Below are 23,873 nucleotides of genomic sequence, written 5' to 3'. Positions count from 1 at the left end.
CCCGGCATGTTACAATAAACCTGTTTTTATAATTACTATAGATGATAATGAGGGAGAAACTCGTGAACATTAGAAAGCTGAATACTCATGAAAAACCCCCAATGGACCTGCTGCTGCTTGCAGATCCATCGGTAAGGCTCGTGGAGGACTATGTAAAGCGCGGTCATTGTTATGTCGCTGAAGAGAACACGCATCCCATTGGGGTCTACGTCCTGCTGCCTACAAGGCCTGATACGATCGAGCTCGTTAACGTTGCCGTAAGCGAGAATCTGCACGGCCAGGGATATGGCAAACAGCTTGTGAATCATGCCATCGGGCAGGCCCGAGAGCTCGGATATTCAACCATTGAAGTCGGAACAGGGAGTACGGGCGTCGCGCAGCTGGCGCTGTATCAGAAATGCGGATTTCGGATGACAGGCATCGACCGGGACTTTTTTGTCCGTCATTATGATGAAGAAATCTACGAGAATGGCATGCGGCTGCGCGATATGGTGCGGTTGTCGCTAGATTTGTAAGGTTTAGGTCTGGGCAGATGCACCATTTCTCCATCCGATGAATAGGCTATCGCATATTGATTATGGAGGAGAATCTACTTGAGCATGAGTCAAAATCCGAGGCATCTCGCTTGGCATGAAACGTTGGAGATTCATGAATTAACCGCCTTTCAGGCAAATAACCTGATGGGGTTCAAGATGTCATTGCATGATATCAAGGACCCGGAGCTCCATGGGCTGTATACTGAAGCGATAAATGGAGTAGAACAGAACCTGAGGGAGCTCCTGCCTTATTTTTCACAAGCGCCCACAGGAACCCGCAGTCTTTCCGGTGCCGATTTGTTTGCGTATTACGCAGGCCATCTGCTGGGCTTCGCCAAAACCTCTGTCCGCAGCTACGCCATTGCGATTACCGAAGCCGCAACGCCAAGCGTAAGAGAAACCCTGCAGAAGCAATTGAACAAAGCCATTGAACTGCACGGCAAGGTCTTCTATTTCATGTATGCTCGCGGTCTGTATCCTTCCTACAATTTGAAGCAGCTGCTGGAGAATGACGTGAAGAATGCCAACAAGGCATTAAGCCTGTAACCTCAGCAAAAAAAGCCCCGGGCTACACAAGACAGGTTAGGTACGAGATGTTAGTCTCGCCAAAACCGTCAGCTGTATAGCTCAGAGGCTTTTTCTATTTCACATATCATCCCCTAAAAGTCAGGGATTATTTATTCAGCGTTTCGCTCCAGTCATGCACCATATGGCCTTCGAGATATTTCTCGCAGTCCATAGCGGCCATACAGCCTGTGCCTGCGGCCGTAATCGCTTGGCGGTAACGTGTGTCCTGGACATCGCCGCAAGCGAACACGCCCGGGATGTTCGTCTCTGTCGTTCCCGGTTTAACCAGGATATAGCCTGTCGGATCGGTTGTAATCTGATTGCCAAGGAAGCCCGTATTCGGCGTATGGCCGATCGCCACGAATACGCCTTCCGCTTCAATCAGTTCTTCTTCTCCCGTTTCATTGTTGCGGACCTTCAATCCTTTTACACCAGTTTCGCTGGTAACCACCTCAACCGGCGTACGGTCCAGAGCCCACTGGATCTTCTCGTTCTCGCGCGCGCGATCCTGCATGATCTTGGATGCACGCAGCTCGGTGCGGCGATTCACTACCGTAACGCTGGAAGCAAAACGCGTCAGGAAGCTGGCTTCCTCCATCGCGGAATCGCCGCCGCCGATGACAATGATTTTTTTCCCGCGGAAGAAGAACCCGTCGCAAGTGGCGCATGTGCTTACGCCGCGACCAACGTTCTCCTGCTCTCCCGGAATTCCGAGATACTTCGCGGAAGCTCCCGTCGAGATAATCACGGACTCAGCCAGAAGCTCGCCCATGCCCTCAACATTCACCTTGAACGGACGCTCGGAGAAATCAACGGACTCGACCCAGGCGCTCTTGAACTCCGCACCGAAGCGCTCCGCTTGTTGACGCATATTATCCATCAGCTCGGGGCCCATGATTCCTTGCGGAAATCCGGGGAAGTTCTCAACCTCGGTCGTTGTCGTAAGCTGACCGCCCGGCTGCATTCCTTCGATAACGAGCGGCTTCAAGTTCGCCCGTGCCAAGTAGATGGCTGCCGTCAATCCGGCAGGTCCTGTTCCGATTACGATTGATTTGTACATAGATACGGCCTCCTTTAAGGTGTCGATTTCTGTTACGTGCTACATCCTATTCAGGACTTATGGAATCTTCATGTACCAAGGTCTCCTAAGTATCCGAATATGGGTTCTTACTTAAATGTTTTCCGTAAATGGCCGGAAATTATCATCCGGCTGTGCTTTCGTTTCACATACGCTATCCATTTGACGTGCGTAACGGCTCACCGTTGATGGCGAAATGCCGTAACGGACAGCTACCTGTTCATAGGTCAGAGTTCTTCCACGCTTCTTGGCCGTCAAATATTCCAATGCCGCTGCCCAGCCCTCCACATTCCGAATGTTCGGAATATCAGGGTACAGCCGGCTCAGGAACTCGGACCAGAGATTCTCCATCTCTTTTTTCCAAAAAGCATCTACCCGCATGTCCATAGTCTGCTCTGCCCTCTCCAACACCGCCTTCCAGGAAGGCAGCCAATCCGGCAGCACCTCGCGGGTCTTGCTGCTGGATATATCGCGATCGTCGCGGCGTTCCTTCAGCCGATTGCTTGCGGCCTCCATCTGCTGAAGCACCAGGCGGGCGGCATCCTTCAGCTCCGCATCCTCTCCCGGTTCCTGCAGGAACGATTGCAGCGCGTGCTGCACCTCTTCATCGGCAATCAATTCCAGCGTCCGGATCACCTGCAGCTTGGTATGGGGATCGCCATGTCGGAGCGCCCAGAAGAACGAAGAACGAATCAGCGGATTCTGCTTCGCTTCCTCCGTCAATTTGTCGCCGTCATGCTCCCAGCGTTTGAACTGCTCTTCGAACGGAAGATGATAGTGATAACTCACCTTCATCTGTTCCGTACCGGTCTCTTTACGCTTTTGCAGCTGTGCCAGATAGAAATCCGGAATCACCGAATCCCCATCCAGCTTCAATGCTTGCCGCCAATATTTCTCGGCCCTGTCATAATAACCGCTATTGCATGCCGCAACGGCCGTGTAATGATACAGGCTAGGATCTCCGCTAAACTCCTCATCCTTCAACAACCGGCGAAAATGACCGTAGGCAATTTCGTGCTGCCCCAGTATTCCCATCGTTGTCGCCAGCTTAAACACATGCTCCTGATGGAAAGGAACCGTCACCGTTAGCATGTCCATCAATCGGTCACGCTGCTCCTGATTTCCTTCATGCTGAAAGAAGATAGCCAGATTGCATAGACCGTGCAGATTGCCCGGCTCCTGATCCAACACCTCGCCAATGGTGCGCTTCGCGGTATCAAAGCGTCCCATATAATAATAGGCTAGAGACAGATTGTTGCGCGCAGCCAGAAAATCCGGATTATCCTTGACGATTTCCCCCAACAGCTTGACCGCTTGTGCGAATTTCCCTTCCTCAAGCAGTGCCCGCGCATGCTCATGCTCGACCACGCCTTCACGACTCTTGATCCGGTTCAGCTTGGCTGGACGATTCAGCTCGTAATGAAGCAGCTCCATCATCTCCTCAGCCTCATCCAAAAACTGACCGCTCGGGTCTTCCTCCAGATAGGTAACAAGCGCTTCTTCCGCTTTCTCGAATTGCTCCATATTGGCGTAATTGTTCGCCATATAGAAGTAGCACTCCGTCATCAACGGGTCAACCTGCTCCAGAATGTGAGCCAGCACATCGTTGGAAGCTTTATAATCTCCCGTCTCTGATAATATACCCGCCATATTGCAATGATTCACCGGATTATCCGGTTCATATTCAACAGCTTTGCGAAAATATTTCAGAGCCTTGTCATATTGGAAACGATCAAGCGAACGAACCGCGCGATCGAAGAAGAAATTGGCATTCATCTCGATAGATATAACATTGTGGGGGTCACTGGACCCATATGGATGACCATTCACGAAAAGCAAGGCACCTCCTTTAACTTGCTCCTCTATCCACAACAGTATAACACAAGTTTCAACGTCATTTGCAGAAAAAAGACACCAGTTTACACACCGGCGTCTTTGAACAAAGTGGCGATCGATCCGCCCTCGATAATAATATGGGTTGCCTGGGCCAACATGGGCGCTACGGACAGCACCTTAAGCCGCATTTTGCAGTGATGGTCCGGGAGCACAATGGAGTCTGTGACCACGATTTCCTCGATATGTGCATGGTCGAGACGGTCAAGTGCTTCACCGGAGAAAAGACCATGGGTCGCGCACACAATGGCATCATTGGCTCCCCGATCCTTTAAGCTTTCCACCACTTGCACGATGGTGGTTCCCGTATCAATCAAGTCTTCGATAATAATCGGCGTGCGACCCGCTACATCCCCTATAACATGGGTAATAACCGCTTCGTTATGGGCAGGACGCTGCTTGACCATCATGGCAAACGGCGACCCCAGGCGGCTCGAAAGCTTCTCGGCCGTCTTCGCCCGACCGGCATCGGGAGAAACGATAACCGGATTCTCGATGTTCTTGGACTTCAGATACTCCGTAATCAAATCCAGCGCAGTCAGATGATCCACCGGTATATTGAAGAAGCCCTGAATGGCTGGCGCATGCAGATCGATGGTTATCACGCGGTTGGCACCGGCTGTGGTCAGCACGTCGGCTACCATTTTGGCCGATATCGGTTCACGCGGCGCTGACTTTCGTTCCTGTCTGGCATAACCGTAATAAGGCACAATGATATTGATCGTTCTGGCGGAAGCGCGCTTCGCGGCATCAATCATCACCAATAGCTCCACGAACATTTCATTGATAGGGTGAGAAAAGGACTGCAGCAGGAAAACATCGCAATTGCGGATGCTCTCTTCAAAGTGCACATAAACTTCGCCACTCTGAAAGCGGGAAATCTTGATCTTTCCCGGTTCAACTCCCAACTGCTGACTGATATTTGCGGCAAGCGTCGGATTTGAAGTGCCGGCGAACAATCGTAATGAACGATTCATGAGGACCTCCTGACGAGAGTGGTTGATAATGTCGGCTGATGCAGCGATCTCGTTGAAAGCGCTATCGTCAAATCAGGCCGTTCCCGCCTCCGTCAACCTCTTCGAAGAAGAGTCTCTAGGAGTAGAAAACAGCCGTCTGCAATAAACCTGTTTGCAATTAGTGCTTTTCTTTATTATACATGGTTTCCCTCAACATTCAAAAGCACCATCTCCCGCTTCCGGTTACGGAAGGTCGCAACCTCCCGAACGCCAAGCTCCGATAGCAGTGCCCGGGCCTGATCCAGATGCTCGCCCAGCTTCATCGGCTGGTGGGCATCCGACCCTAAAGTCAACGGAATGCCAAGCTTCATCGCTTCTTCCAGCATGCGGCGGCTTGGAAACATTTCCTCACAGGCCTTCGATAAGCCGGAGGCGTTCAGCTCCATGGCTTTTCCGCTTTGGGCCACGGCCGCAAGCGCTCCTTGCTCCAAAGCGATCACTTCCGGCTTCTGCTCGGGGCCCGGCCCATAACCGAAACGCTTGATCACGTCCAGATGACCCATGATATCATAGAAGCCGGTCGCGGCGGCTTTCTGCACCGCATCATAATATCGTCTATAAACCTCAAGCGGAGCCTTGCCGTCCCAGCCTTGGGTCTGACGGTAATCCGTAATATCCCATTCACCAAGAAAATGAACGGAGCCAATGACATAATCCCATGGATAGTCATTCACAATCCGCTCAATCTGTTCTTCATAACCCTCGATATAATCGCCTTCGAGTCCGATCCGAATGTCAATCTGCCCTTGGTAGCGTTCCTTCAGCAGCAGGCACTCTTCCACATAACGCGGCAGCTCGTCCATCGGCATGGCCATCTCCGGATAGTACGCCTCCGGATCCACGTGTATCAAGGGCATATGATCCGACAAGCCCAATTGATCCATCCCGAGTTCAATGGCGCGCCGTACATACTCCTCCAGCTGCCCCTCGGCATGTCCGCACCGGGCATGGTGGGTATGGTAATCAATATGCATCGGTAAGCCTCCTAATCGCGGCGCGGCCGTTCATGGCGGCGGCTTAGCTCATCCATGATCTCATCCAGCGGGAGCTTCCGCTCCTGGAGAAGTACCAGCAGGTGGTAGATCAGATCGCTGATTTCTAGCTTAAGCTCGGCGTTGTCTTTATTTTTGGCGGCGATGATTGTTTCCGAAGCTTCTTCGCCCACCTTCTTAAGGATTTTGTCTACCCCTTTATCAAAAAGGTAAGTCGTATAGGCTCCTTCAGGCCGCTCCACTTCACGCTGGGCAATGACCTCTTCCAGCTCGGCAAGCACCGCAAACCGCCCGCTCTCTGCAGCTGCATGGTTGTTCACAGGCTCGCTCTTCTGCCCCTGAACCGTAATCTCATTGAAGAAGCAGGTCGTTTGTCCGGTATGACAAGCCGGTCCCTTCGGATTCACCTGCAGCAAGAGGGTGTCTCCATCACAGTCGTACGTCATGGAAACCACGGTTTGAACGTTCCCGGAAGTTGCCCCCTTATGCCACAGTTCCTCGCGCGAACGGCTCCAGAACCAAGTTTCCCCGCTTTCCAGCGTCAAGCGGAGAGACTCCCGATTCATATAAGCCATCATCAGCACCTGCTTGCTCTGTGCATCCTGTACAATCGCCGGCACCAAGCCCGAGGCATCCCAACGGATATGCTCGCTGACCTGCTCCAGGGATAAATCCTTCAACATATCTTCGCTCACCGTATATCCACTCCTTTTTGACTAAGCTGCAACTTCAGATGAGGAATCGAAATCTCTTTATAATGAAAAATCGTTGCGGCAAGACCCGCATCCGCCTTGCCTTTGGTAAACACGTCATAGAAGTGATCCTCTTTGCCGGCGCCGCCGGATGCGATGACCGGGATCTGCACCGTCGAAGATACGGCAGAGGTTAGCGACAGATCGAACCCATCCTTCGTTCCGTCCGCATCCATGCTGGTCAACAAAATCTCGCCCGCACCCAGGCTTTCCGCCTGCTTTACCCAATCCAGCGCTTTGATGCCGGAAGGCGTACGTCCGCCGTGCGTGTACACTTCCCATTCTCCCCACGCTTCGTTGTACTTGGCATCGATGGCCACAACGATGCATTGGGAGCCGAATTTTCGTGCTCCGGCCGAGATGAGCTCCGGCTGCTTGACCGCTGCCGTATTGATCCCGATCTTATCCGCTCCCGCCCGCAGAATCCGCTTCATGTCCTCGACGGACGAGATGCCTCCACCCACGGTAAAAGGGATGGCAATTTCTCCTGCCGTTCTCCGCACGACTTCCTCCATCGTCGCCCGGCCTTCGACCGATGCCGAAATATCCAGAAAGACTAGCTCGTCTGCGCCTTCCCGGTCATAGAGTGCCGCCAGTTCCACGGGATCGCCCGCATCGCGGAGATTCACAAAATTTACGCCCTTCACCACCCGGCCGTCCTTCACGTCCAGGCAAGGTATGATCCGTTTTGCCAGCATGCCTTTCCCCTCTTCCCCTATGAACTCTGTCGATCAATCGCTTATTTGAACGGAACCTTGGTCCGGCCTCACTTGATTCGCGTAATGGCCTCGTTCAGATCAATATTGCCTGTATACAGTGCCTTGCCTACGATTGCTCCGCCTACACCGTCACCGCTGTGCGCGCTGAGCGCCAGCAAATCGTCCAGCTTCGTCACGCCGCCCGAAGCGATGACCGAGCGGCCGCTGGCTTTGGCAAGCGAGACAATCCCCTCCACGTTAGGCCCCTGCATCATCCCGTCACGGGAAATATCGGTAAAGATGAAGGTTTCCGCTCCTTTGGCTGCCAGCTCCTTAGCCAACACCTCGGCTTGAACCTCGGACGTCTCCAGCCAGCCCCTGGTTGCCACGTATCCATTGCGCGCATCGATCCCGATGGCCACCTTATCCCCGTACTTGCCCAGCACCTCTTCCGTGAAGACACGGTCTTCAATCGCCGCCGTACCGATGATCACCCGGCTGACGCCAAGCGACAGCAGCCTCTCCACATCCGCCAGCGTGCGCAGGCCTCCGCCTACCTGAACCGGAACTTGGACGCTGGCTGCGATCTTCCCGATGATATCGTCATTTACCGGATGGCCTGCCTTGGCTCCGTCCAAATCCACGAGATGAATAAAGGTGCCGCCCTGCTCTTCCCATGATTTGGCTACCTCCAGCGGATTATCATTGTATACCGTTTCTTGATTATAATCGCCTTGCACGAGTCTGACGCATTTGCCGCCACGAATATCGATTGCCGGATATATGATAAAAGAGGACATCCCCATTCCCACTTTCCTTCTGGTCTATTTGATCGCCTTACATTACGTTAAAGCCAAGAAATTACGAAGCAGGCTCATCCCAAGCTCCCCGCTCTTCTCGGGATGGAACTGCATGCCGTACACCGAACCGCGGCCCACGATGGCCGTCACTGGCTGACCGTAATCAGTAACCGCCAGCAAATCAGCCTGAACCTCAGGAAGAACATGATACGAATGGACAAAATACACATGACCTTCCTCAAGTCCCGCAAACAGCGGATGCTCCCGCTTCCCGAACTGCAATGAATTCCAGCCCATATGCGGCACCTTGTAGTCACCACCCGTAAACCGAACAACCGATCCGGGCAAAATATCCAGCCCTTCAAACTGGCCATGCTCCTCGCTCCGGCTGAACAGGAGCTGCATGCCGAGGCAAATTCCCAGCAGCGGCTTCCCTGATTCCGCAGCATCCTTCATGACCGAGTCCAGCGAGGTTTCACGCAGCTGCTCCATGGCATCGCCGAACGCGCCGACGCCCGGCAGAATGATGCCATCCGCCGCCAGAATCTCCTCCCGCTTCCCCGTGACGAGCGGCTCATACCCAAGCCGCTCCACTGCTTTGCTCACGCTGTGCAGATTGCCCATGCCATAATCCACGATTGCAATCGCCATCGATTAGAGCACTCCCTTCGTGGAGGGCACGCCGGTCACCCGCGGATCCACGGTAGTCGCCTCATCCAATGCACGGCCGAGCGCCTTAAATACCGCTTCAATCATATGGTGGGTATTGTGTCCGTAATGAACGATGACATGCAGCGTAATACGGGCTTCCAGCGCCAACTTCCACAGAAATTCATGAACAAGCTCGGTATCAAAAGAGCCTACTTGCTGCGAAGGATATTCCGCTCGGTACTCAAAATGCGGGCGATTGCTGATATCTACAATGACTTGAGCAAGCGCTTCATCCATCGGTACAAATACGCTGGCATATCGCTTAATACCCTTTTTATCGCCCAGCGCCTCGCGGAACGTCTGCCCCAGGCAAATCCCGATATCTTCCACCGTGTGGTGGTCATCGATCTCAATATCTCCCTTCGCTTTCACGCGAAGATCAAATTGGCCATGCTTCGTAAACAAATCAAGCATATGATTCAGAAACGGCACATCGGTCTCCAATTCCGAGATCCCGGTTCCATCGACATTGAAATCCAAGGCAATATCGGTTTCATTGGTTTTGCGGCTCACGCCGGCTGATCTTGCTGCTGCATCCAAACTGCTCACGTTGACTGCCTCCTCTATACGTATCTAATATAACGAATCATTGATGCTCCTCTTTATTGATTAACGCTCCTGCTCCAGTCGAATCTCGATCGCCCGGGCATGGCCTTCAAGCCCTTCTCGCCGGGCCAGCTCCATAATCTGCTCTCCGTCGCGCAGCAGCGCTTCCTTGCTATAGTAGATCAAGCTCGATTTCTTAATGAAATCGTCCAGATCCACCGGCGACGCAAACCGTGCCGTCCCATTCGTCGGGATGATATGATTCGGCCCTGCAAAATAATCACCTACCGGCTCCGAGCTATATGGCCCGAGGAAGATTGCGCCTGCGTTCTCGATCTGGCCCACGATGGCCATCGGCTCCGCCGTCACGATCTCCAGATGTTCCGGCGCCAAACGGTTAATAACTTCTATCCCTTCGTTAAGGGATTCCGTGATGATCACCGCGCCGTAAGTGTCCACGGAGGCCCGGGCGATGTCGCGCCGCGGCAGCAGCTCAAGCTGCCGCTCTACTTCGGCGGCAACGGCCTCACCCAGCTTGCGTGAAGGCGTTACGAGAATGGCCGAGGCCATCTCGTCATGCTCTGCTTGGGAGAGTAAATCCGCCGCAATATACGAAGCATCCGCGCTGTCATCGGCTAATACCGCAATCTCGCTCGGACCGGCCAGGCTGTCAATATTGACCGCACCATATACTTCTCGCTTGGCCAGCGCAACGTAAATATTGCCGGGACCGCAAATTTTATCAACGGGGGAAATGGTCTCCGTACCGTAGGCCAACGCCGCAATCGCCTGAGCTCCTCCAACGCGGTAGATCTCCGTAACGCCGGCCTCGGCCGCGGCTACCAGGATATAGGGATTAATCCCATCCTTCCCGCCGGTTGCCGGGGGAGTGACCATGACAATCTCAGGCACGCCTGCCACTTGCGCCGGGATCACGTTCATCAGCACGGACGAAGGGTAGGCTGCCTTTCCTCCGGGCACATATACACCCACGCGTTTCAACGGACGAATGATCTGCCCCAAGATGCTGCCGTCGGCTTGAAGATCCATCCAGGAATTCCGCTTCTGCTTCACATGAAAAGCACGTATGTTATCCGCGGCAGCCTGAATCGCCTTTACAAACGAAGGCTCCACATGATCATAAGCTGCTTTGAGTTCTTCATCCGTTACGCGAAGCTGATCTGCGGTCAGACGGACACGATCCAATTGCTCGGTATGCCGCAGCAAAGCAGCATCTCCTTCGGATCGAACATCCCGCACAATCGCTTTCACAACTTCATTCTGCTCTGGTGTGCCGTAATCATTTTCCCGTTTCAGCTGAAAGTCCCGTGCTGATACAACCTTCACCTTAATCTCCCCCAATCCCGCTGCTTGCATCACATTCTGTTTTCGATATACGCATATCGTTCCTAACTCAATCGATTATCAATCTGTCCGATCACCATGCTCATCCTGTTTGTACCTGTGTTTCTTAGCGCTGTTTATTCGCTCCCTCAGACATAATGACCGTTTGCAGGCGATCGCATAATGCCTGAATTTCATCATTCTTCATCCGATAGCTGACGCGATTGGCAATCAGGCGACTTGTGATCTCAAAGATGCTGGTCATTTCAATAAGTCCGTTCTCCTTGAGCGTTTGGCCTGTTTCCACCATATCCACGATCCGGTCCGCCAACCCGATAAGGGGTGCAAGCTCAATCGAACCGTTCAGCTTAACCACCTCAACCTGCTGGCCTTGTTCACGGAAATACTGCGAAGCGACATTCGGATATTTGGTAGCAACCCGCTGACGAATGCCCGGCTTCCAGTCCGGCAAGCCGATAACCGACATCCGGCACCTTGCGATGCCGAGATCGAGCAGCTCATAAACGTCCTTGTTCTCTTCCATCAGCACATCCTTGCCAACGATGCCAATATCCGCGACACCGTATTCCACATAAGTCGGCACATCCACCGGCTTTGCCAGAATAAATTCCATTCCTGCCTCCGGCAAGGGAATGACCAGCTTGCGCGTCTCATCCACATCGAGGGGAATCGGAAGTCCGGCTGAACGGAACAGCGCGGATGCTTTTTTATATATACGCCCTTTGGGCATCGCTACTTTCAACGTTTCCGCCACGTTCAAATCCTCCTGACCTTGACCTATATAAAATAGGGTGATATATCAACGTTCTATCGAAGGGTAATGATCTCCTGGTAGCCTCTGTTAAGCAGACTGCCGGATACGACGGGCACGCCTTCACCGCGAATATTTGCCGAATCCGGAATGATCGAGGTGATGACGGTATGGCCCTGCGCCCGCAGTTGTGACGCTTTTGCCAAACCTTCTTTGCGATAGGAAGCCGTGTAACGGATCAGTATGGGCAGCTCTTCCGCAATCTCTCCCCCCTGAACCCCATCCAGAATGCGATTGGTCTTAAGCGCAAAGCCGGTTGCCGGAACCGCACGGCCAAACTGCTGCAGCAGCTTGTCATACCGACCGCCGCTCGCTACGGGTGAACCAAGTTCAGCAGCATAGCCTTCAAACGTCATACCGGTGTAATAGGAGAAGTCTCCGAGCATCGTCAGATCAAACAGAACATGCCTGGAGACATCGTATGCCTCCAGCACCTCCCATACTCTGCACAGATGCTCAATAGAAGCTCTTGCGAGATCGTTGCTGCTAATCTCAAGTGCCTGCCCGGCAATCTCCCGGCCCCCGCGCAGCTTCAGGATTCCCTCCAGCTGGTCCTGCTGTGTCTCCGTAAGGAGCAGACTGGCAATGGTGTTACGGTATCCGACATAGTCGCGGTTCAGCAGGTCCTGCTTCAGGCTCTCTTGATCCTCCGTCCGCTCAGGCAGCACTTCCTGGAGCAGGCCATTAAGGTAACCCATATGCCCCATCGCGATTTTGAATTTCTCCACGCCTGCCGCCTTCAGGGATTCGATCGCCAGTGCAATCACTTCGGCATCGGCCTCCGGCGTATCGTCGCCTACAAGCTCTACTCCCGTCTGGAAAAATTCAGCCTCCCGGCCCGCCTCCTCTTCGATTGCGCGAAATACATTCGCATGATAGGACAAGCGCACCGGTAACGGCTCATCCTTCAGCAGCGACGACATGACCCTTGCTATGGGGGCGGTTAGATCGGACCGCAGCACCATGGTCGTTCCGCGCTTATTCAATAATTTAAACAGTTTTTGGTCCGACGTAGAGCTTGCCACGCCTACCGTATCGTAATATTCCATCGTTGGTGTCATAATCTGCCGGTATCCCCAGCGGTCCATACATGCCAGCACTTCACGTTCAATCCGGCGCAGCTTCGTGACCGCATGAGGGAGATAATCACGAACACCTGCCGGTTTCTCGAAGCCTTTCGGTTTAGACATGACGCTCCACCTCAAATTCAGAAAAGTCTTTAATATGGTAAAGTGGTACCTTGCTAATAAATTAAAGGATATTGGCTATATTACCATGAACTCTGCCCGATCGTCAATGCATCGTGGAGGCTTCCTGCTGTGTATCGTTCTCTGTTGTTCTTCACCTTAGCCGCCAAAGAATTCGCTTAACTTCTGGGTATAATTGTAACACAAGAACAAGCTGGAGTGGCTTGCTTGTCTGTGGATTGAATCTCTCATGTCTTTAGCGGCATAAATAAAAATACATTAGATGGTATCGTATGGTTAGGCCACCCCGTAATCTCTAGATCGCTAATCATACAAAAAAGCCGCCCGATTGCCGGACGGCTTTGCTTCATAATGTCTGGTATGAATAAAGAATATGCCTGCTATGATTATAGATCAACTGATTTCTTGCTGTCGCCTGCAACGGTGTCTTTTCTCTGCGATGGCGCTTTTGGAGCTTTGGATGATGGCTTCAATGATCGTGGAACGCTGCCAAGCAGCACCCAGGAGCCTGGAATCCATCGGAACACCGTTTGTACGACCAGCGCACTAACAATCAGCGCAGTTACCATGCCGCCATAAATCCAGATGAGATAATCATCGGTTACCGGATTCAGCTTGAGATCGTACTCCCGATACAGGAACAGCCAGAGAGGATGCACCAGATAGATCGCGAAGGACAACTCGCCAATCCGCGTCAGCACCTTCACGATGAGTCTCCAACCGCTGTTATACAGCCAGCTGGCCAGCTGCATCAGCACAATGGCGGAGAAAACCGTGTGCAGATTCCATAACAGCTCGTACAACAGGGAGTCGTATTTGGCACCGTGCAATCTCTGATTGTACCAAATCTGCACGTGCGTCAGCGCCATCGCGAGCCAGCCCGCCCATAACACGACTGTACCTGCTCTTTGACCTGACGTCTGCTTTTTCCAAGATGACGTAAGCCAGCCCTTGAATTTGTCGTAATTCATCGCCAGATAAGCACCCAGCATATAGTAGGCTAAATACGAGATCGCCAAGCTTCCTTTAAACGTGTAGTGCAGCTCGTATTTATTCCATATGATAAAGCCCCATTGCAGCAGGAACCCGATGGGAACCGCCCACCGTACGAGAAACCGGGACGATTTGAACAGCTTGAGGAAGATCGGAAACAGGATGTAGAACTGCAAGCTAATAAACACAAAGTATAAGTGCGTATAGTTCTGCCCCCGAATCAAGCGTTCAAAGAATATCGGCATCTGTGCCCATAGATCAAATGAGCTGTTGAGCAACCCGTTCTGATACATCCGCACAAAGAAATAGATGATCGAGAACAACACATAAGGCAGCAGAATGTACAAGAGCCGCCGTTTGTAGAAGTTTTTGATCAGATCCTTAGTCAGCGGCCGATCCGCATAGTTATAGAACAGCACAAAGCTGCTTAGGAATATAAACGAGGGTGTGCCGTATTTAAAGAAAATATTCAAAAAATTAATAATATAATAGAATCGCGAATCAATCGCATCGACCGTTGCAAATGAAGTCGCATGAACGTGAAGCACGCCCAGGATGGCCAGCGCGCGATAAATATCGAGCTGCGGGAGCCTTTCCTTTTTGTTCAGCGTTGCACTCATGTCAGGCGTCGCCTCCTTGTTTTTCAAGTTTTTTCATAGAGTCATTGTATAAGGATAGGCGGGCAAAAAAGTCCCTCAAGGCTATCATACCCAGGGGACTATTGAATCGCTTTGTGTCATGTTATCCTCTACTCATTCTACAATAATTCAGGTAGCTTGAGAACCTAACTTGTCACATTACCTCAAATTGACTCACTTTCCGTTGATGTCCTCTTCAGCTCTTGCAATGGATTGCCGCCTACAAAAACACCCGGTGCCACATCTTTATGTACGACAGACCCTGCAGCAACAACCGCTCCATCTCCGATCGTTACACCAGGCAAAATCGTGGTGTTCGCGCCGATGAGTACGTTCTCCCCGATCCGCACTTCACCCAGACGATATTCCTTTATTAAATACTCATGGGCAAGAATCGTTGTATTGTAGCCGATCACCGAATTCTCGCCGATGGATATTTTCTCCGGAAAAAACACATCCACCATGACCATCAATCCAAACGCGGTATGCCTCCCCACCTTCATCCCGAGCATATGGCGGTATATCCAGTTCTTCAAGGGCAGAATAGGACAATAGCGGGCCAACTGGATAAAGATGAAGTTCTTGACGCCCTTGAACGGGCTCACGGTGCGGTAGATTTGCCATAACGCGTTGGGCCCTTCTACAGGATAACGGGTAATCTTTCTGGCCATGCTGCCAAAACTCCTATTCCTCTTGAAGTCCTACGATCTCATACAGGTCTTTCATATCCTTTAAAACATAATCCGGACCATACTCCATCAGCTTCTGCTCACCCTTCAGGGACCAAGCTACAGCTGCGGCCTTCACGCCCGCCGCCTTGGCAGATTGAATGTCGACCGGGCTGTCCCCGATCATCAACGTCGTAGCCGGATTGGCGCCGAGACGCTCGATCGCCGTCAGAACGGGCTCAGGATGCGGTTTCGGATGCTCGACGTCGTTCACTGTCACAATCGCCGACATGAAGCGCTCCAGATCGTACTTCTCCAAAGTCATCATCGTGGAGGGGCGGATCTTCGTGGTTACGATCCCCAGTGAAAGCCCATGACGATGAAGACGCTCCACGACTTCATTTACATGGGGGAATGGTCTAACCATCTCATCATGATGAAGCGTGTTGAAGGAGCGGTATGCTTTGATAAGCGGACTAACGTCATCAACGCCCCCCGAGAAAGCCTGCAGCTGCTGCTCCAGCGTGGTTCCCATATGTGGAATGATCTGCTCCCTGGTTAGCGGTCCTGGGGCCTGAGCCTCAAAGACATGCAGAAACGACGAGATAATCAATTCATTCGTATCAATAATGGTTCCGTCCAAATCAAACAGTACGGTTTCGATCATGCTGCAACTACTCCTTTTTGTCCTCCGTATCTGGTTTTATTGCCGGAGTATCTTCTACTGGGGACGGTTTGACTTCCGTCTCCTGGACTTGGGTTAGAGGGCTTTTGTCAGCCGTCTCTGCTGGCTCTGCTGCCGGTTTGTCCTGCTTAACAGGTGCCTGCGCAGATGACTTCGCGGCTTTATTGGTCTGAAGGTCCGCTTCAGGCGTAGGACCTGCTCCGGTCTTCGTTGACACGATGGGGTCCAAATAACGCACATTGGCGCGACCCGTTACACGGCGCACAATGATCAGTACGATGCCTCCAATGACAATCAATACAGACAGCAGCTGGGAGATCCTAATATTGCCGTAAGCCGGGTCCAGATGGCCCAGTTCAAAGCCCATCCAAGTCATCGGTGCCCATAACGTATTGTTAATGAAGTCGGCAAGTCCGGCTGCGCCTTGGAACGCCAAACTGTCCGTGCGCACCGCTTCAATGAAGAATCGGCCGATGGAATACCAGATGAAATATCCGATGAAGAGCTCGCCTGCGCGCAGGAATTTCTGTCTGCGAAGAATAAGCAGGATGACAATACCGACCAAGTTCCATAAGGATTCATATAGGAAGGTAGGATGATGGAATACGCCTTGTACATTCATTTGATTGACGATGAAATCAGGCAGGTGCAGCTGCCCGCGTAAAAAGGACTCGCTGACAGGACCGCCATAGGCCTCCTGGTTAACGAAATTCCCCCAGCGACCAATGATTTGGCCGGCCAACAGAGACGGAGCACAGATATCAGCAATCCGCCAGAATGAGTAGCCTCTTCTACGTACAAAGATCAAAGCGCAGATAATGGCCCCGATGAGAGCACCAAATATCGCAATCCCGCCATTCCATGTTTTGAACACGTCCAGGAAGTTGTCCTTATAATCTTCCCATTTAAATGCTACATAATAAATACGTGCACCAATAATTGCCGAAGGTACGCCAAGCAATACCAAATCCATAAAGAACTCCTGCGGAATGCCAAAACGCTTCCCCTCGCGAATGGCCAGCAACAGCCCCACCAAAGCACCCAGCCCTAAAATCAAGCCATACCAATGAACACGCAGCGATCCGATGGAGAACACCACCGGATCGATGAGCAATGTTTGCATCACTTATAACCTCCCTAGTCCTAGTCCAAATCGTCCATATCTTCAGCAATCGTAGCTGTCAGTTTGTTCGTAAACTGCAGCGCAGCATTCAGTCCCATTTGTTTCAGTCTGTAGTTCATAGCTGCCACTTCAATAATAACCGCAAGGTTACGTCCTGGACGAACCGGAATGGTGACCAGAGGGATGTCCGTCTCAATAATTCGTGTTGTTTCTTCATCTAACCCCAGACGATCATACTGTTTATCCTGCTGCCAGGCTTCCAATCGCACAACAAGGGTAATCCGTTTATTGTTTCGAACGGCGCCTGCACCGAATAACGTCATTACATTAATAATACCGACTCCGCGAATCTCCAGAAGATGGCGAATGAGCTCCGGCGCCGTACCGTGCAGCTGAAAATCCGATGTCTGACGTATCTCCACCGCATCGTCCGCAATTAATCGGTGTCCGCGTTTGACGAGCTCCAGTGCCGTCTCGCTTTTCCCGATACCGCTTGAGCCTGTTATCAGCATCCCTACGCCATAAACATCGCACAATACCCCGTGGATGGTTGTAGTTGGTGCAAGTTTGCGTTCCAGAAAGCTTGTGAATCGGCTTGTCAGAATGGTTGTTGCCATGCTGCTGCGCAGTACAGGCAAACCTCTCTCATTCCCGAGTTCCACCAGTTCTTCCGGCACCTCCAAGGAACGTGTTACCACGATGCAAGGTGTTTCTTCCGTGCACAGGCTGCGCATACGCTCTTTACGCTCTTCCGGCTTCAGCATTCCGAAGAAAGCCAACTCGGTGCGCCCCATAAGCTGAACCCGTTCCCGCGGATGGTATTCAAAATACCCGGCCATTTCCAATCCCGGGCGATTCAGATCGTCCGTTGTAATCTGACGTTTCAAGCCTTCCTCACCTGCGATGACCTCCAGCTGAAACTGCTGGACCAGCTCGGATACCTTCACTTTCTTGGCCATGGTCTTACCCCTCTTCTTCCATTGTATGTTGACATCACAACGAAACCGTCATATGGCACGGCCCGTCTTGGATGATATATTCCATCATTCAGCTATTCCTAAAGAACACTACTGTACACTTACCTGCGATCTTGGAAATTACCATGAAATATGCTCAACATCCCATATGTTCAATACGTATGTATGCCTTGCTTTGTGCTTATCTTATCGAAAAAAGCCAATGAATGCAATTCTAACCGACTACTCCATTGCGACATTAGGCTTATATAGGGGTGTACTTTAAATAGATTGCTGCCCATGGAATACCTCAATTGGCATCGGCAAAGGATATCCAAACCTTTTCCCAGGGCGTGAATGCTAGCGTGATATTGTCTTTTTCTCCTAAAAAAAACCGCCCCTTGAGGGGGCGGTTTTCAAGAGATCCCGATTGCTGAAGATTAGTCTTCGAGCAATACGTTCAATTCAGACTCTTTATCAAAGATATGAACTTTGTTCATGTCGAGTGCCAATTTCACATTGTCGCCTTCGCGAGTAGTCGAACGTCCGTCTACACGGCCGATAACCGTATCGGTACCCAAGCCGCTCAGGTACAAGAGCATTTCGTGACCAAGGTTCTCGGTTACATCGACTTTTGCAGAGAAGATCGTATTCGGGGAAGCTTCCAGGAAGACTGGCTCTTCATGAATATCTTCCGGACGAACACCCATGATCACTTCTTTACCAATCATGGATTTATTTTTGAGCAATTGTGCTTTACCACCTGGTACTTGAACGTTCAAGCCCTGGGAAGTGAAGTATACGCCACCGTTTTGTTCGGACAATTTACCGTTGATGAAGTTCATGGTTGGGGAACCGATGAAACCAGCAACGAACAGGTTGTTCGGATTGTTGTACAGTTGCTCTGGTGAATCCGCTTGTTGAATGATGCCGTCTTGCATAACAACGATACGATCACCCATCGTCATAGCTTCTGTTTGGTCATGCGTTACGTAGATACAAGTGGTTTCAAGACGCTTAACCAGCTTGGTGATTTCGGCACGCATCTGACCGCGGAGTTTCGCATCCAAGTTGGAAAGCGGCTCATCCATCAAGAAGACTTGTGGATCACGGACAATCGCACGACCCAAGGCAACACGCTGACGCTGACCACCGGACAGAGCTTTTGGCTTACGCTCAAGCAAATGCTCGATATCCAGGATTTTTGCTGCTTCACGTACACGCTTATCGATTTCGTCTTTCTTCACTTTACGGAGTTTCAAACCGAATGCCATGTTCTGATATACGTTCATATGTGGATACAAGGCGTAGGATTGGAATACCATCGCGATGTCACGATCTTTAGGTGCTACATCGTTAACAACACGGTCGCCAATGTAAAGTTTACCCTCAGAAATTTCCTCAAGACCCGCGATCATACGCAGTGTCGTGGACTTACCGCAACCGGAAGGACCTACCAAAACCAAAAATTCTTTATCTTTAATATCCAAATTAACGTCAATTACAGTTGCTTTATCCGAACCTGCATACTTTTTGTAAATATGCTCTAAGCGTACACCAGCCATGTGCATTTGCCCCCTCATATGAATGTTATGAAATCGAATACAATTAATTTATAATCTTATATTACCCCATAGGCACCTGACTTGCTATACACAATCTGCACAAAAAACCTATTTCCTTTTCGTCACTTTATACAATAGAAGCGTTATTTTCACTAAAACCGCATCACTGAAGCTCCGAACATCTAACCCCGTCTCCTGTTTAATCTTATCCAGCCGGTACAGCAGCGTGTTGCGGTGGATATACAGGTGCTTGGCCGTCTCACTCACGTTACAATCCAATTCGAAAAAAGACTCGAGCGTTGACAATGTCTCGCTATCCTCGAACAAATCGGTATGGCCGGCAGCGTACTCGCGCAGGAATTGATTGCGCTGGTACTCGGGAATGCTATAAACCAGACGCTCCAGATGAAGCCCGGTCGATAGATGGATATGTTCCTTGACCTGGAATGTACGGCCGATGGTCATGGTCTCTCTTAACATGCTAACAGTCTGTGGCAGAGCATGCAGCGCATTAACCGCCGGTATCGCCGAGATATGGAAATCCCCCACCCATTCCGTTGAAATCAGCTCGTAGAGCCCCATACAGAATAAGGAGAGCAAATCCTGGTCGCCGTCCAACGAAGTATCCTCTTTATCATCGGTCGTTATACCATCCAGCAATTCTTGGTTCGCTAAGATAATCCATTCCTTATCAAGCAGTGGCACCAGAATGATGTCCCCGCCAAAATAGCTGCGCAATAACCGATGCAGCGCCTTATAGCTTGGAGTGGGAGCATGCTCGCTCTCATGAATTAGAAGAAAGGGAACCATGTCCTCAGTCAAACTTGTTCGAATCAACATTTCATCTGGTAATTCAGCAAGCAGTTCACCGGCTTGCAGGCGTTCCTTTAACCAGCCACCCAACTGTTGGGCGCGTCGTTCTTCTTCAACCTTACCAGTATTCTTGGGCACTCCCCCTGGCATCGTATCCTGCAGGCTCGACAATAGTAGAGTTATAAGCCCAATCTCCGACTCCGTCAAAGCACCCTGATCCGCTACGATTACCTGGCTAGGATCCTGTGGATTCACTGGAATCCAAATCTCACCCAGGTCCTTGCGAGCATAGGCGCCGTTAACCTTTCGGGATTTGTGCGAGATTCCGTTTTCTCCACGGTTATTGGACCCCTGAACTCCTACCTCTTGACCAATCCGATCACCAAATGGCGGTGAGGTCGCCATTGATTTTGTTAACCATGCCGCTTCCTGATCATTCAATGTTTTTAAACCGAGTGAGGTACCCAAGGTCTGCTCTAGTTTCTGAACGATGTGCTCCATCTCCACCATTGATGACTCCACCACTTTATCGTTTTTTCTTATTTTAGCATAAGACCCAGTACAAGCGACAATGCCTTCTCTCTAAGCCCATTTACATTGGACAAAAACAGCCTAAAACAATACAAAAAGAGCCGTCAACAACGTTGACGACTCTTCGGATGAGCCATGAAGGACTCGAACCTTCGACACCCTGATTAAAAGTCAGGTGCTCTACCAACTGAGCTAATGGCTCTTATTACTGGTGGAGGATGATGGATTCGAACCACCGAACTCGGACGAGAACAGATTTACAGTCTGCTGCGTTTGGCCACTTCGCTAATCCTCCAGGATATAAAGGTGGCTCGGGACGGAATCGAACCGCCGACACGAGGATTTTCAGTCCTCTGCTCTACCGACTGAGCTACCGAGCCTTATATACATGACATAAAAATAAAGTTCGGCATCCCACTTTAATTTGTGGAAAACCGACTATTTTTATTCCTTAAAATTAATAATGGCGGAACTGACGGGATTCGAACCCGCGATCTCCTGCGTGACAGGCAGGCATGTTAGGCCTCTACACCACAGTTCCACATTATTAAAAATGGTGCCGGCGAGAGGACTTGAACCCCCAACCTACTGATTACAAGTCAGTTGCTCTACCAATTGAGCTACACCGGCATGGTAAGGTGATAAAAATAGTACATGGTGGAGGCTGAGGGGATCGAACCCCCGACCCTCTGCTTGTAAGGCAGATGCTCTCCCAGCTGAGCTAAGCCTCCAGGTATGTATGGTAGCGGCGGAGGGGATCGAACCCCCGACCTCACGGGTATGAACCGTACGCTCTAGCCAGCTGAGCTACACCGCCATATAAACCTATTTGCGTTCAAGTTATTCAAATGGCGGAGAGAGAGGGATTCGAACCCTCGCACCGCTTACGCAGTCTAACCCCTTAGCAGAGGGTCCCCTTATAGCCACTTGGGTATCTCTCCATCATAACTTGTATGCAGTTACAGAGATTGATTCCCTGAAAACTAGATACGAAACGAAATTTGCGTTGATTAGAATCCGTAGCATTACCCGATGTGGTATCGGGGTCCCCGAAAAGTATTCGGTGTCAGCTTCAAAGCTTCACTTCACTTTTTGGGGTGATTTGGATAAGCCCTCGACCGATTAGTATTGGTCAGCTCCATGCATTGCTGCACTTCCACCTCCAACCTATCTACCTCGTCGTCTTCAAGGGGTCTTACTAATTGGGAAATCTCATCTTGAGGGGGGCTTCACGCTTAGATGCTTTCAGCGCTTATCCCGTCCGTACGTAGCTACCCAGCCATGCTCCTGGCGGAACAACTGGTGCACCAGCGGTACGTCCATCCCGGTCCTCTCGTACTAAGGACAGCTCCTCTCAAATTTCCTACGCCCACGACAGATAGGGACCGAACTGTCTCACGACGTTCTGAACCCAGCTCGCGTACCGCTTTAATGGGCGAACAGCCCAACCCTTGGGACCTACTTCAGCCCCAGGATGCGATGAGCCGACATCGAGGTGCCAAACCTCCCCGTCGATGTGGACTCTTGGGGGAGATAAGCCTGTTATCCCCAGGGTAGCTTTTATCCGTTGAGCGATGGCCCTTCCATGCGGTACCACCGGATCACTAAGCCCGACTTTCGTCCCTGCTCGACTTGTAGGTCTCGCAGTCAAGCTCCCTTATGCCTTTGCACTCTTCGAATGATTTCCAACCATTCTGAGGGAACCTTGGGGCGCCTCCGTTACTCTTTAGGAGGCGACCGCCCCAGTCAAACTGCCCGCCTGACACTGTCCCCGTACCGGATTACGGTACCAGGTTAGAACCTAGATACGATCAGGGTGGTATCCCAACGTCGCCTCCACACAAGCTGGCGCTCATGCTTCTTAGGCTCCCACCTATCCTGTACAGATCGTACCCAAATCCAATATCAAGCTGCAGTAAAGCTCCATGGGGTCTTTCCGTCTTGTCGCGGGTAACCTGCATCTTCACAGGTATTAAAATTTCACCGGATCTCTCGTTGAGACAGCGCCCAAGTCGTTACGCCATTCGTGCGGGTCAGAATTTACCTGACAAGGAATTTCGCTACCTTAGGACCGTTATAGTTACGGCCGCCGTTTACTGGGGCTTCGGTTCACAGCTTCGGGTTTAACCCCTAACCGCTCCCCTTAACCTTCCAGCACCGGGCAGGCGTCAGCCCGTATACTTCGCCTTACGGCTTCGCACAGACCTGTGTTTTTGCTAAACAGTCGCTTGGGCCTTTTCACTGCGGCCCCCTCGGGCTATTCACCCTACCGAGGCACCCCTTCTCCCGAAGTTACGGGGTCATTTTGCCGAGTTCCTTAACGAGAGTTCTTCCGCGCGCCTTAGAATTCTCTTCTCGCCTACCTGTGTCGGTTTGCGGTACGGGCACCTTCACCTGACTAGAGGCTTTTCTTGGCAGTGTGAGATCATGACCTTCGCTACTATAATTTTCACTCCCCATCACAGCCCAGCCTTATCGATGTGCGGATTTGCCTACACATCAGCCTCACTGCTTGGACGGACATCCATCAGTCCGCGTCACTACCCTCCTGCGTCACCCCATCGTTCATAACGGTTTACGGTGGTACAGGAATTTCAACCTGTTGTCCTTCGATTACGCCTTTCGGCCTCACCTTAGGTCCCGACTTACCCTGAGCGGACGAGCCTTCCTCAGGAAACCTTGGGCTTTCGGCGGATCAGATTCTCACTGATCTTTTCGTTACTCATACCGGCATTCTCACTTGTGTACTCTCCAGCGCTCCTTACGGTACACCTTCAACGCATACACAACGCTCCCCTACCCCTGATGCATACACATCAAGCCATAGCTTCGGTGGTGTGTTTAGCCCCGTTACATTTTCGGCGCAGAGTCACTCGACCAGTGAGCTATTACGCACTCTTTAAATGGTGGCTGCTTCTAAGCCAACAT

21 protein-coding genes, 8 tRNA genes and 1 rRNA gene (1 of these 30 running past the window's edge) are annotated in these 23,873 nt (G+C 51.3%); 2 read left to right on the top strand and 28 right to left on the bottom strand.

The features are described from left to right. The first annotated feature begins 62 nt into the window (after positions 1-62). Both BJP58_RS20730 and BJP58_RS20725 read left to right on the top strand, forming a co-directional pair. On the top strand, positions 63-515 hold the full coding sequence (locus BJP58_RS20730) for a GNAT family N-acetyltransferase (RefSeq protein ID WP_194540371.1): 453 nt from the start codon (positions 63-65) through the stop codon (positions 513-515). An 84-nt stretch (positions 516-599) separates the two neighbouring features. Further along, complete coding sequence (locus tag BJP58_RS20725) at positions 600-1,082, top strand: spore coat protein (RefSeq protein WP_194545007.1); 483 nt, start codon at positions 600-602, stop codon at positions 1,080-1,082. A 127-nt stretch (positions 1,083-1,209) separates the two neighbouring features. Here the strand turns inward: BJP58_RS20725 and trxB are convergent, their stop codons facing one another. The 28 genes from trxB to BJP58_RS20585 all read right to left on the bottom strand — a co-directional run. Then, the gene (gene trxB / locus BJP58_RS20720) at positions 1,210-2,163 is read right to left on the bottom strand and encodes a thioredoxin-disulfide reductase (protein ID WP_071219455.1); all 954 of its coding nucleotides are present in this window, start codon (positions 2,161-2,163) and stop codon (positions 1,210-1,212) included. Between the two features lie 111 nt (positions 2,164-2,274). Further along, positions 2,275-4,011 carry a tetratricopeptide repeat protein gene (locus tag BJP58_RS20715; RefSeq protein ID WP_442953928.1) on the bottom strand — a complete coding sequence of 579 codons (1,737 nt, stop codon included), beginning with the start codon at positions 4,009-4,011 and terminating at the stop codon, positions 2,275-2,277. Between the two features lie 89 nt (positions 4,012-4,100). Next, positions 4,101-5,051 carry a ribose-phosphate diphosphokinase gene (locus BJP58_RS20710; protein ID WP_194540370.1) on the bottom strand — a complete coding sequence of 317 codons (951 nt, stop codon included), beginning with the start codon at positions 5,049-5,051 and terminating at the stop codon, positions 4,101-4,103. Between the two features lie 173 nt (positions 5,052-5,224). Beyond that, on the bottom strand, positions 5,225-6,064 hold the full coding sequence (gene hisJ / locus BJP58_RS20705; RefSeq protein ID WP_194540369.1) for a histidinol-phosphatase HisJ: 840 nt from the start codon (positions 6,062-6,064) through the stop codon (positions 5,225-5,227). 11 nt (positions 6,065-6,075) lie between these two features. Then, positions 6,076-6,777 carry a bifunctional phosphoribosyl-AMP cyclohydrolase/phosphoribosyl-ATP diphosphatase HisIE gene (gene hisIE / locus BJP58_RS20700; RefSeq protein WP_194540368.1) on the bottom strand — a complete coding sequence of 234 codons (702 nt, stop codon included), beginning with the start codon at positions 6,775-6,777 and terminating at the stop codon, positions 6,076-6,078. Continuing rightward, the gene (hisF, locus tag BJP58_RS20695) at positions 6,774-7,532 is read right to left on the bottom strand and encodes an imidazole glycerol phosphate synthase subunit HisF (RefSeq protein ID WP_071219450.1); all 759 of its coding nucleotides are present in this window, start codon (positions 7,530-7,532) and stop codon (positions 6,774-6,776) included. Before hisF ends, hisIE begins: the two co-directional genes overlap by 4 nt. Positions 7,533-7,600: 68 nt before the next feature. Continuing rightward, entirely contained in the window at positions 7,601-8,332 is a 732-nt protein-coding gene (gene hisA, locus BJP58_RS20690; protein WP_194540367.1) for a 1-(5-phosphoribosyl)-5-[(5-phosphoribosylamino)methylideneamino]imidazole-4-carboxamide isomerase, read from the bottom strand. A 42-nt stretch (positions 8,333-8,374) separates the two neighbouring features. Next, positions 8,375-8,983 carry an imidazole glycerol phosphate synthase subunit HisH gene (gene hisH, locus BJP58_RS20685; protein ID WP_194540366.1) on the bottom strand — a complete coding sequence of 203 codons (609 nt, stop codon included), beginning with the start codon at positions 8,981-8,983 and terminating at the stop codon, positions 8,375-8,377. A gap of 3 nt (positions 8,984-8,986) precedes the next feature. Next, on the bottom strand, positions 8,987-9,592 hold the full coding sequence (gene hisB, locus BJP58_RS20680; protein WP_194540365.1) for an imidazoleglycerol-phosphate dehydratase HisB: 606 nt from the start codon (positions 9,590-9,592) through the stop codon (positions 8,987-8,989). A 60-nt stretch (positions 9,593-9,652) separates the two neighbouring features. Beyond that, on the bottom strand, positions 9,653-10,936 hold the full coding sequence (hisD, locus tag BJP58_RS20675; protein WP_194540364.1) for a histidinol dehydrogenase: 1,284 nt from the start codon (positions 10,934-10,936) through the stop codon (positions 9,653-9,655). A 124-nt stretch (positions 10,937-11,060) separates the two neighbouring features. Further along, positions 11,061-11,708, bottom strand: coding sequence for an ATP phosphoribosyltransferase (gene hisG / locus BJP58_RS20670; protein ID WP_194540363.1), 648 nt, complete (start codon positions 11,706-11,708; stop codon positions 11,061-11,063). A 53-nt stretch (positions 11,709-11,761) separates the two neighbouring features. Further along, positions 11,762-12,955 carry an ATP phosphoribosyltransferase regulatory subunit gene (locus BJP58_RS20665; RefSeq protein WP_194540362.1) on the bottom strand — a complete coding sequence of 398 codons (1,194 nt, stop codon included), beginning with the start codon at positions 12,953-12,955 and terminating at the stop codon, positions 11,762-11,764. Between the two features lie 404 nt (positions 12,956-13,359). After that, positions 13,360-14,586: an acyltransferase gene (locus BJP58_RS20660; protein ID WP_113060479.1), complete on the bottom strand. Its 1,227-nt coding sequence runs from the start codon at positions 14,584-14,586 to the stop codon at positions 13,360-13,362. 182 nt (positions 14,587-14,768) lie between these two features. Next, the gene (locus tag BJP58_RS20655; protein ID WP_071219443.1) at positions 14,769-15,275 is read right to left on the bottom strand and encodes an acyltransferase; all 507 of its coding nucleotides are present in this window, start codon (positions 15,273-15,275) and stop codon (positions 14,769-14,771) included. A 13-nt stretch (positions 15,276-15,288) separates the two neighbouring features. Then, positions 15,289-15,939 (bottom strand): pyrophosphatase PpaX, encoded by a 651-nt coding sequence (gene ppaX, locus BJP58_RS20650; protein WP_194540361.1) that lies wholly within the window; start codon positions 15,937-15,939, stop codon positions 15,289-15,291. Positions 15,940-15,946: 7 nt separating this feature from the next. Further along, the gene (lgt, locus tag BJP58_RS20645; RefSeq protein WP_194540360.1) at positions 15,947-17,080 is read right to left on the bottom strand and encodes a prolipoprotein diacylglyceryl transferase; all 1,134 of its coding nucleotides are present in this window, start codon (positions 17,078-17,080) and stop codon (positions 15,947-15,949) included. A gap of 20 nt (positions 17,081-17,100) precedes the next feature. Next, entirely contained in the window at positions 17,101-18,039 is a 939-nt protein-coding gene (gene hprK, locus BJP58_RS20640; RefSeq protein WP_071219440.1) for an HPr(Ser) kinase/phosphatase, read from the bottom strand. A 437-nt stretch (positions 18,040-18,476) separates the two neighbouring features. Beyond that, on the bottom strand, positions 18,477-19,601 hold the full coding sequence (locus BJP58_RS20635) for an ABC transporter ATP-binding protein (protein ID WP_071219439.1): 1,125 nt from the start codon (positions 19,599-19,601) through the stop codon (positions 18,477-18,479). Between the two features lie 108 nt (positions 19,602-19,709). Continuing rightward, entirely contained in the window at positions 19,710-20,924 is a 1,215-nt protein-coding gene (locus BJP58_RS20630) for a PucR family transcriptional regulator (RefSeq protein ID WP_194540359.1), read from the bottom strand. Between the two features lie 150 nt (positions 20,925-21,074). Further along, positions 21,075-21,147: transfer RNA gene (locus BJP58_RS20625), tRNA-Lys, on the bottom strand. Positions 21,148-21,154: 7 nt separating this feature from the next. Further along, positions 21,155-21,240, bottom strand: a tRNA-Tyr gene (locus tag BJP58_RS20620). Between the two features lie 12 nt (positions 21,241-21,252). Then, positions 21,253-21,325 (bottom strand) — tRNA-Phe (locus BJP58_RS20615). 84 nt (positions 21,326-21,409) lie between these two features. Further along, a tRNA-Asp gene (locus BJP58_RS20610) sits at positions 21,410-21,486 on the bottom strand. A 13-nt stretch (positions 21,487-21,499) separates the two neighbouring features. Beyond that, a tRNA-Thr gene (locus BJP58_RS20605) sits at positions 21,500-21,575 on the bottom strand. A gap of 25 nt (positions 21,576-21,600) precedes the next feature. Next, positions 21,601-21,676: transfer RNA gene (locus tag BJP58_RS20600), tRNA-Val, on the bottom strand. A 9-nt stretch (positions 21,677-21,685) separates the two neighbouring features. After that, positions 21,686-21,762: transfer RNA gene (locus BJP58_RS20595), tRNA-Met, on the bottom strand. A gap of 32 nt (positions 21,763-21,794) precedes the next feature. Continuing rightward, positions 21,795-21,886 (bottom strand) — tRNA-Ser (locus BJP58_RS20590). 161 nt (positions 21,887-22,047) lie between these two features. After that, positions 22,048-23,873 (bottom strand): 23S ribosomal RNA (locus tag BJP58_RS20585) (it continues 1,104 nt past the right edge of the window).

This window comes from Paenibacillus sp. JZ16 (assembly GCF_015326965.1).
GTDB lineage: Bacteria > Bacillota > Bacilli > Paenibacillales > Paenibacillaceae > Paenibacillus_AQ.
Note: the sequence above shows the minus strand (reverse complement) of the source record. Positions and strands in the feature narration are given on the sequence as shown.

Coding starts and splice junctions, on each gene's coding strand:
- BJP58_RS20725 (WP_194545007.1), top strand. CDS start 600: ATGAGTCAAAATCCGAGGCATCTCGCTTGGCATGAAACGTTGGAGATT.
- trxB (WP_071219455.1), bottom strand. CDS start 2,163: ATGTACAAATCAATCGTAATCGGAACAGGACCTGCCGGATTGACGGCA.
- BJP58_RS20710 (WP_194540370.1), bottom strand. CDS start 5,051: ATGAATCGTTCATTACGATTGTTCGCCGGCACTTCAAATCCGACGCTT.
- hisJ (WP_194540369.1), bottom strand. CDS start 6,064: ATGCATATTGATTACCATACCCACCATGCCCGGTGCGGACATGCCGAG.
- hisF (WP_071219450.1), bottom strand. CDS start 7,532: ATGCTGGCAAAACGGATCATACCTTGCCTGGACGTGAAGGACGGCCGG.
- hisA (WP_194540367.1), bottom strand. CDS start 8,332: ATGTCCTCTTTTATCATATATCCGGCAATCGATATTCGTGGCGGCAAA.
- hisH (WP_194540366.1), bottom strand. CDS start 8,983: ATGGCGATTGCAATCGTGGATTATGGCATGGGCAATCTGCACAGCGTG.
- BJP58_RS20665 (WP_194540362.1), bottom strand. CDS start 12,955: ATGTCTAAACCGAAAGGCTTCGAGAAACCGGCAGGTGTTCGTGATTAT.
- BJP58_RS20660 (WP_113060479.1), bottom strand. CDS start 14,586: ATGAGTGCAACGCTGAACAAAAAGGAAAGGCTCCCGCAGCTCGATATT.
- BJP58_RS20655 (WP_071219443.1), bottom strand. CDS start 15,275: ATGGCCAGAAAGATTACCCGTTATCCTGTAGAAGGGCCCAACGCGTTA.
- ppaX (WP_194540361.1), bottom strand. CDS start 15,939: ATGATCGAAACCGTACTGTTTGATTTGGACGGAACCATTATTGATACG.
- lgt (WP_194540360.1), bottom strand. CDS start 17,080: ATGCAAACATTGCTCATCGATCCGGTGGTGTTCTCCATCGGATCGCTG.
- hprK (WP_071219440.1), bottom strand. CDS start 18,039: ATGGCCAAGAAAGTGAAGGTATCCGAGCTGGTCCAGCAGTTTCAGCTG.
- BJP58_RS20635 (WP_071219439.1), bottom strand. CDS start 19,601: ATGGCTGGTGTACGCTTAGAGCATATTTACAAAAAGTATGCAGGTTCG.
- BJP58_RS20630 (WP_194540359.1), bottom strand. CDS start 20,924: ATGGTGGAGATGGAGCACATCGTTCAGAAACTAGAGCAGACCTTGGGT.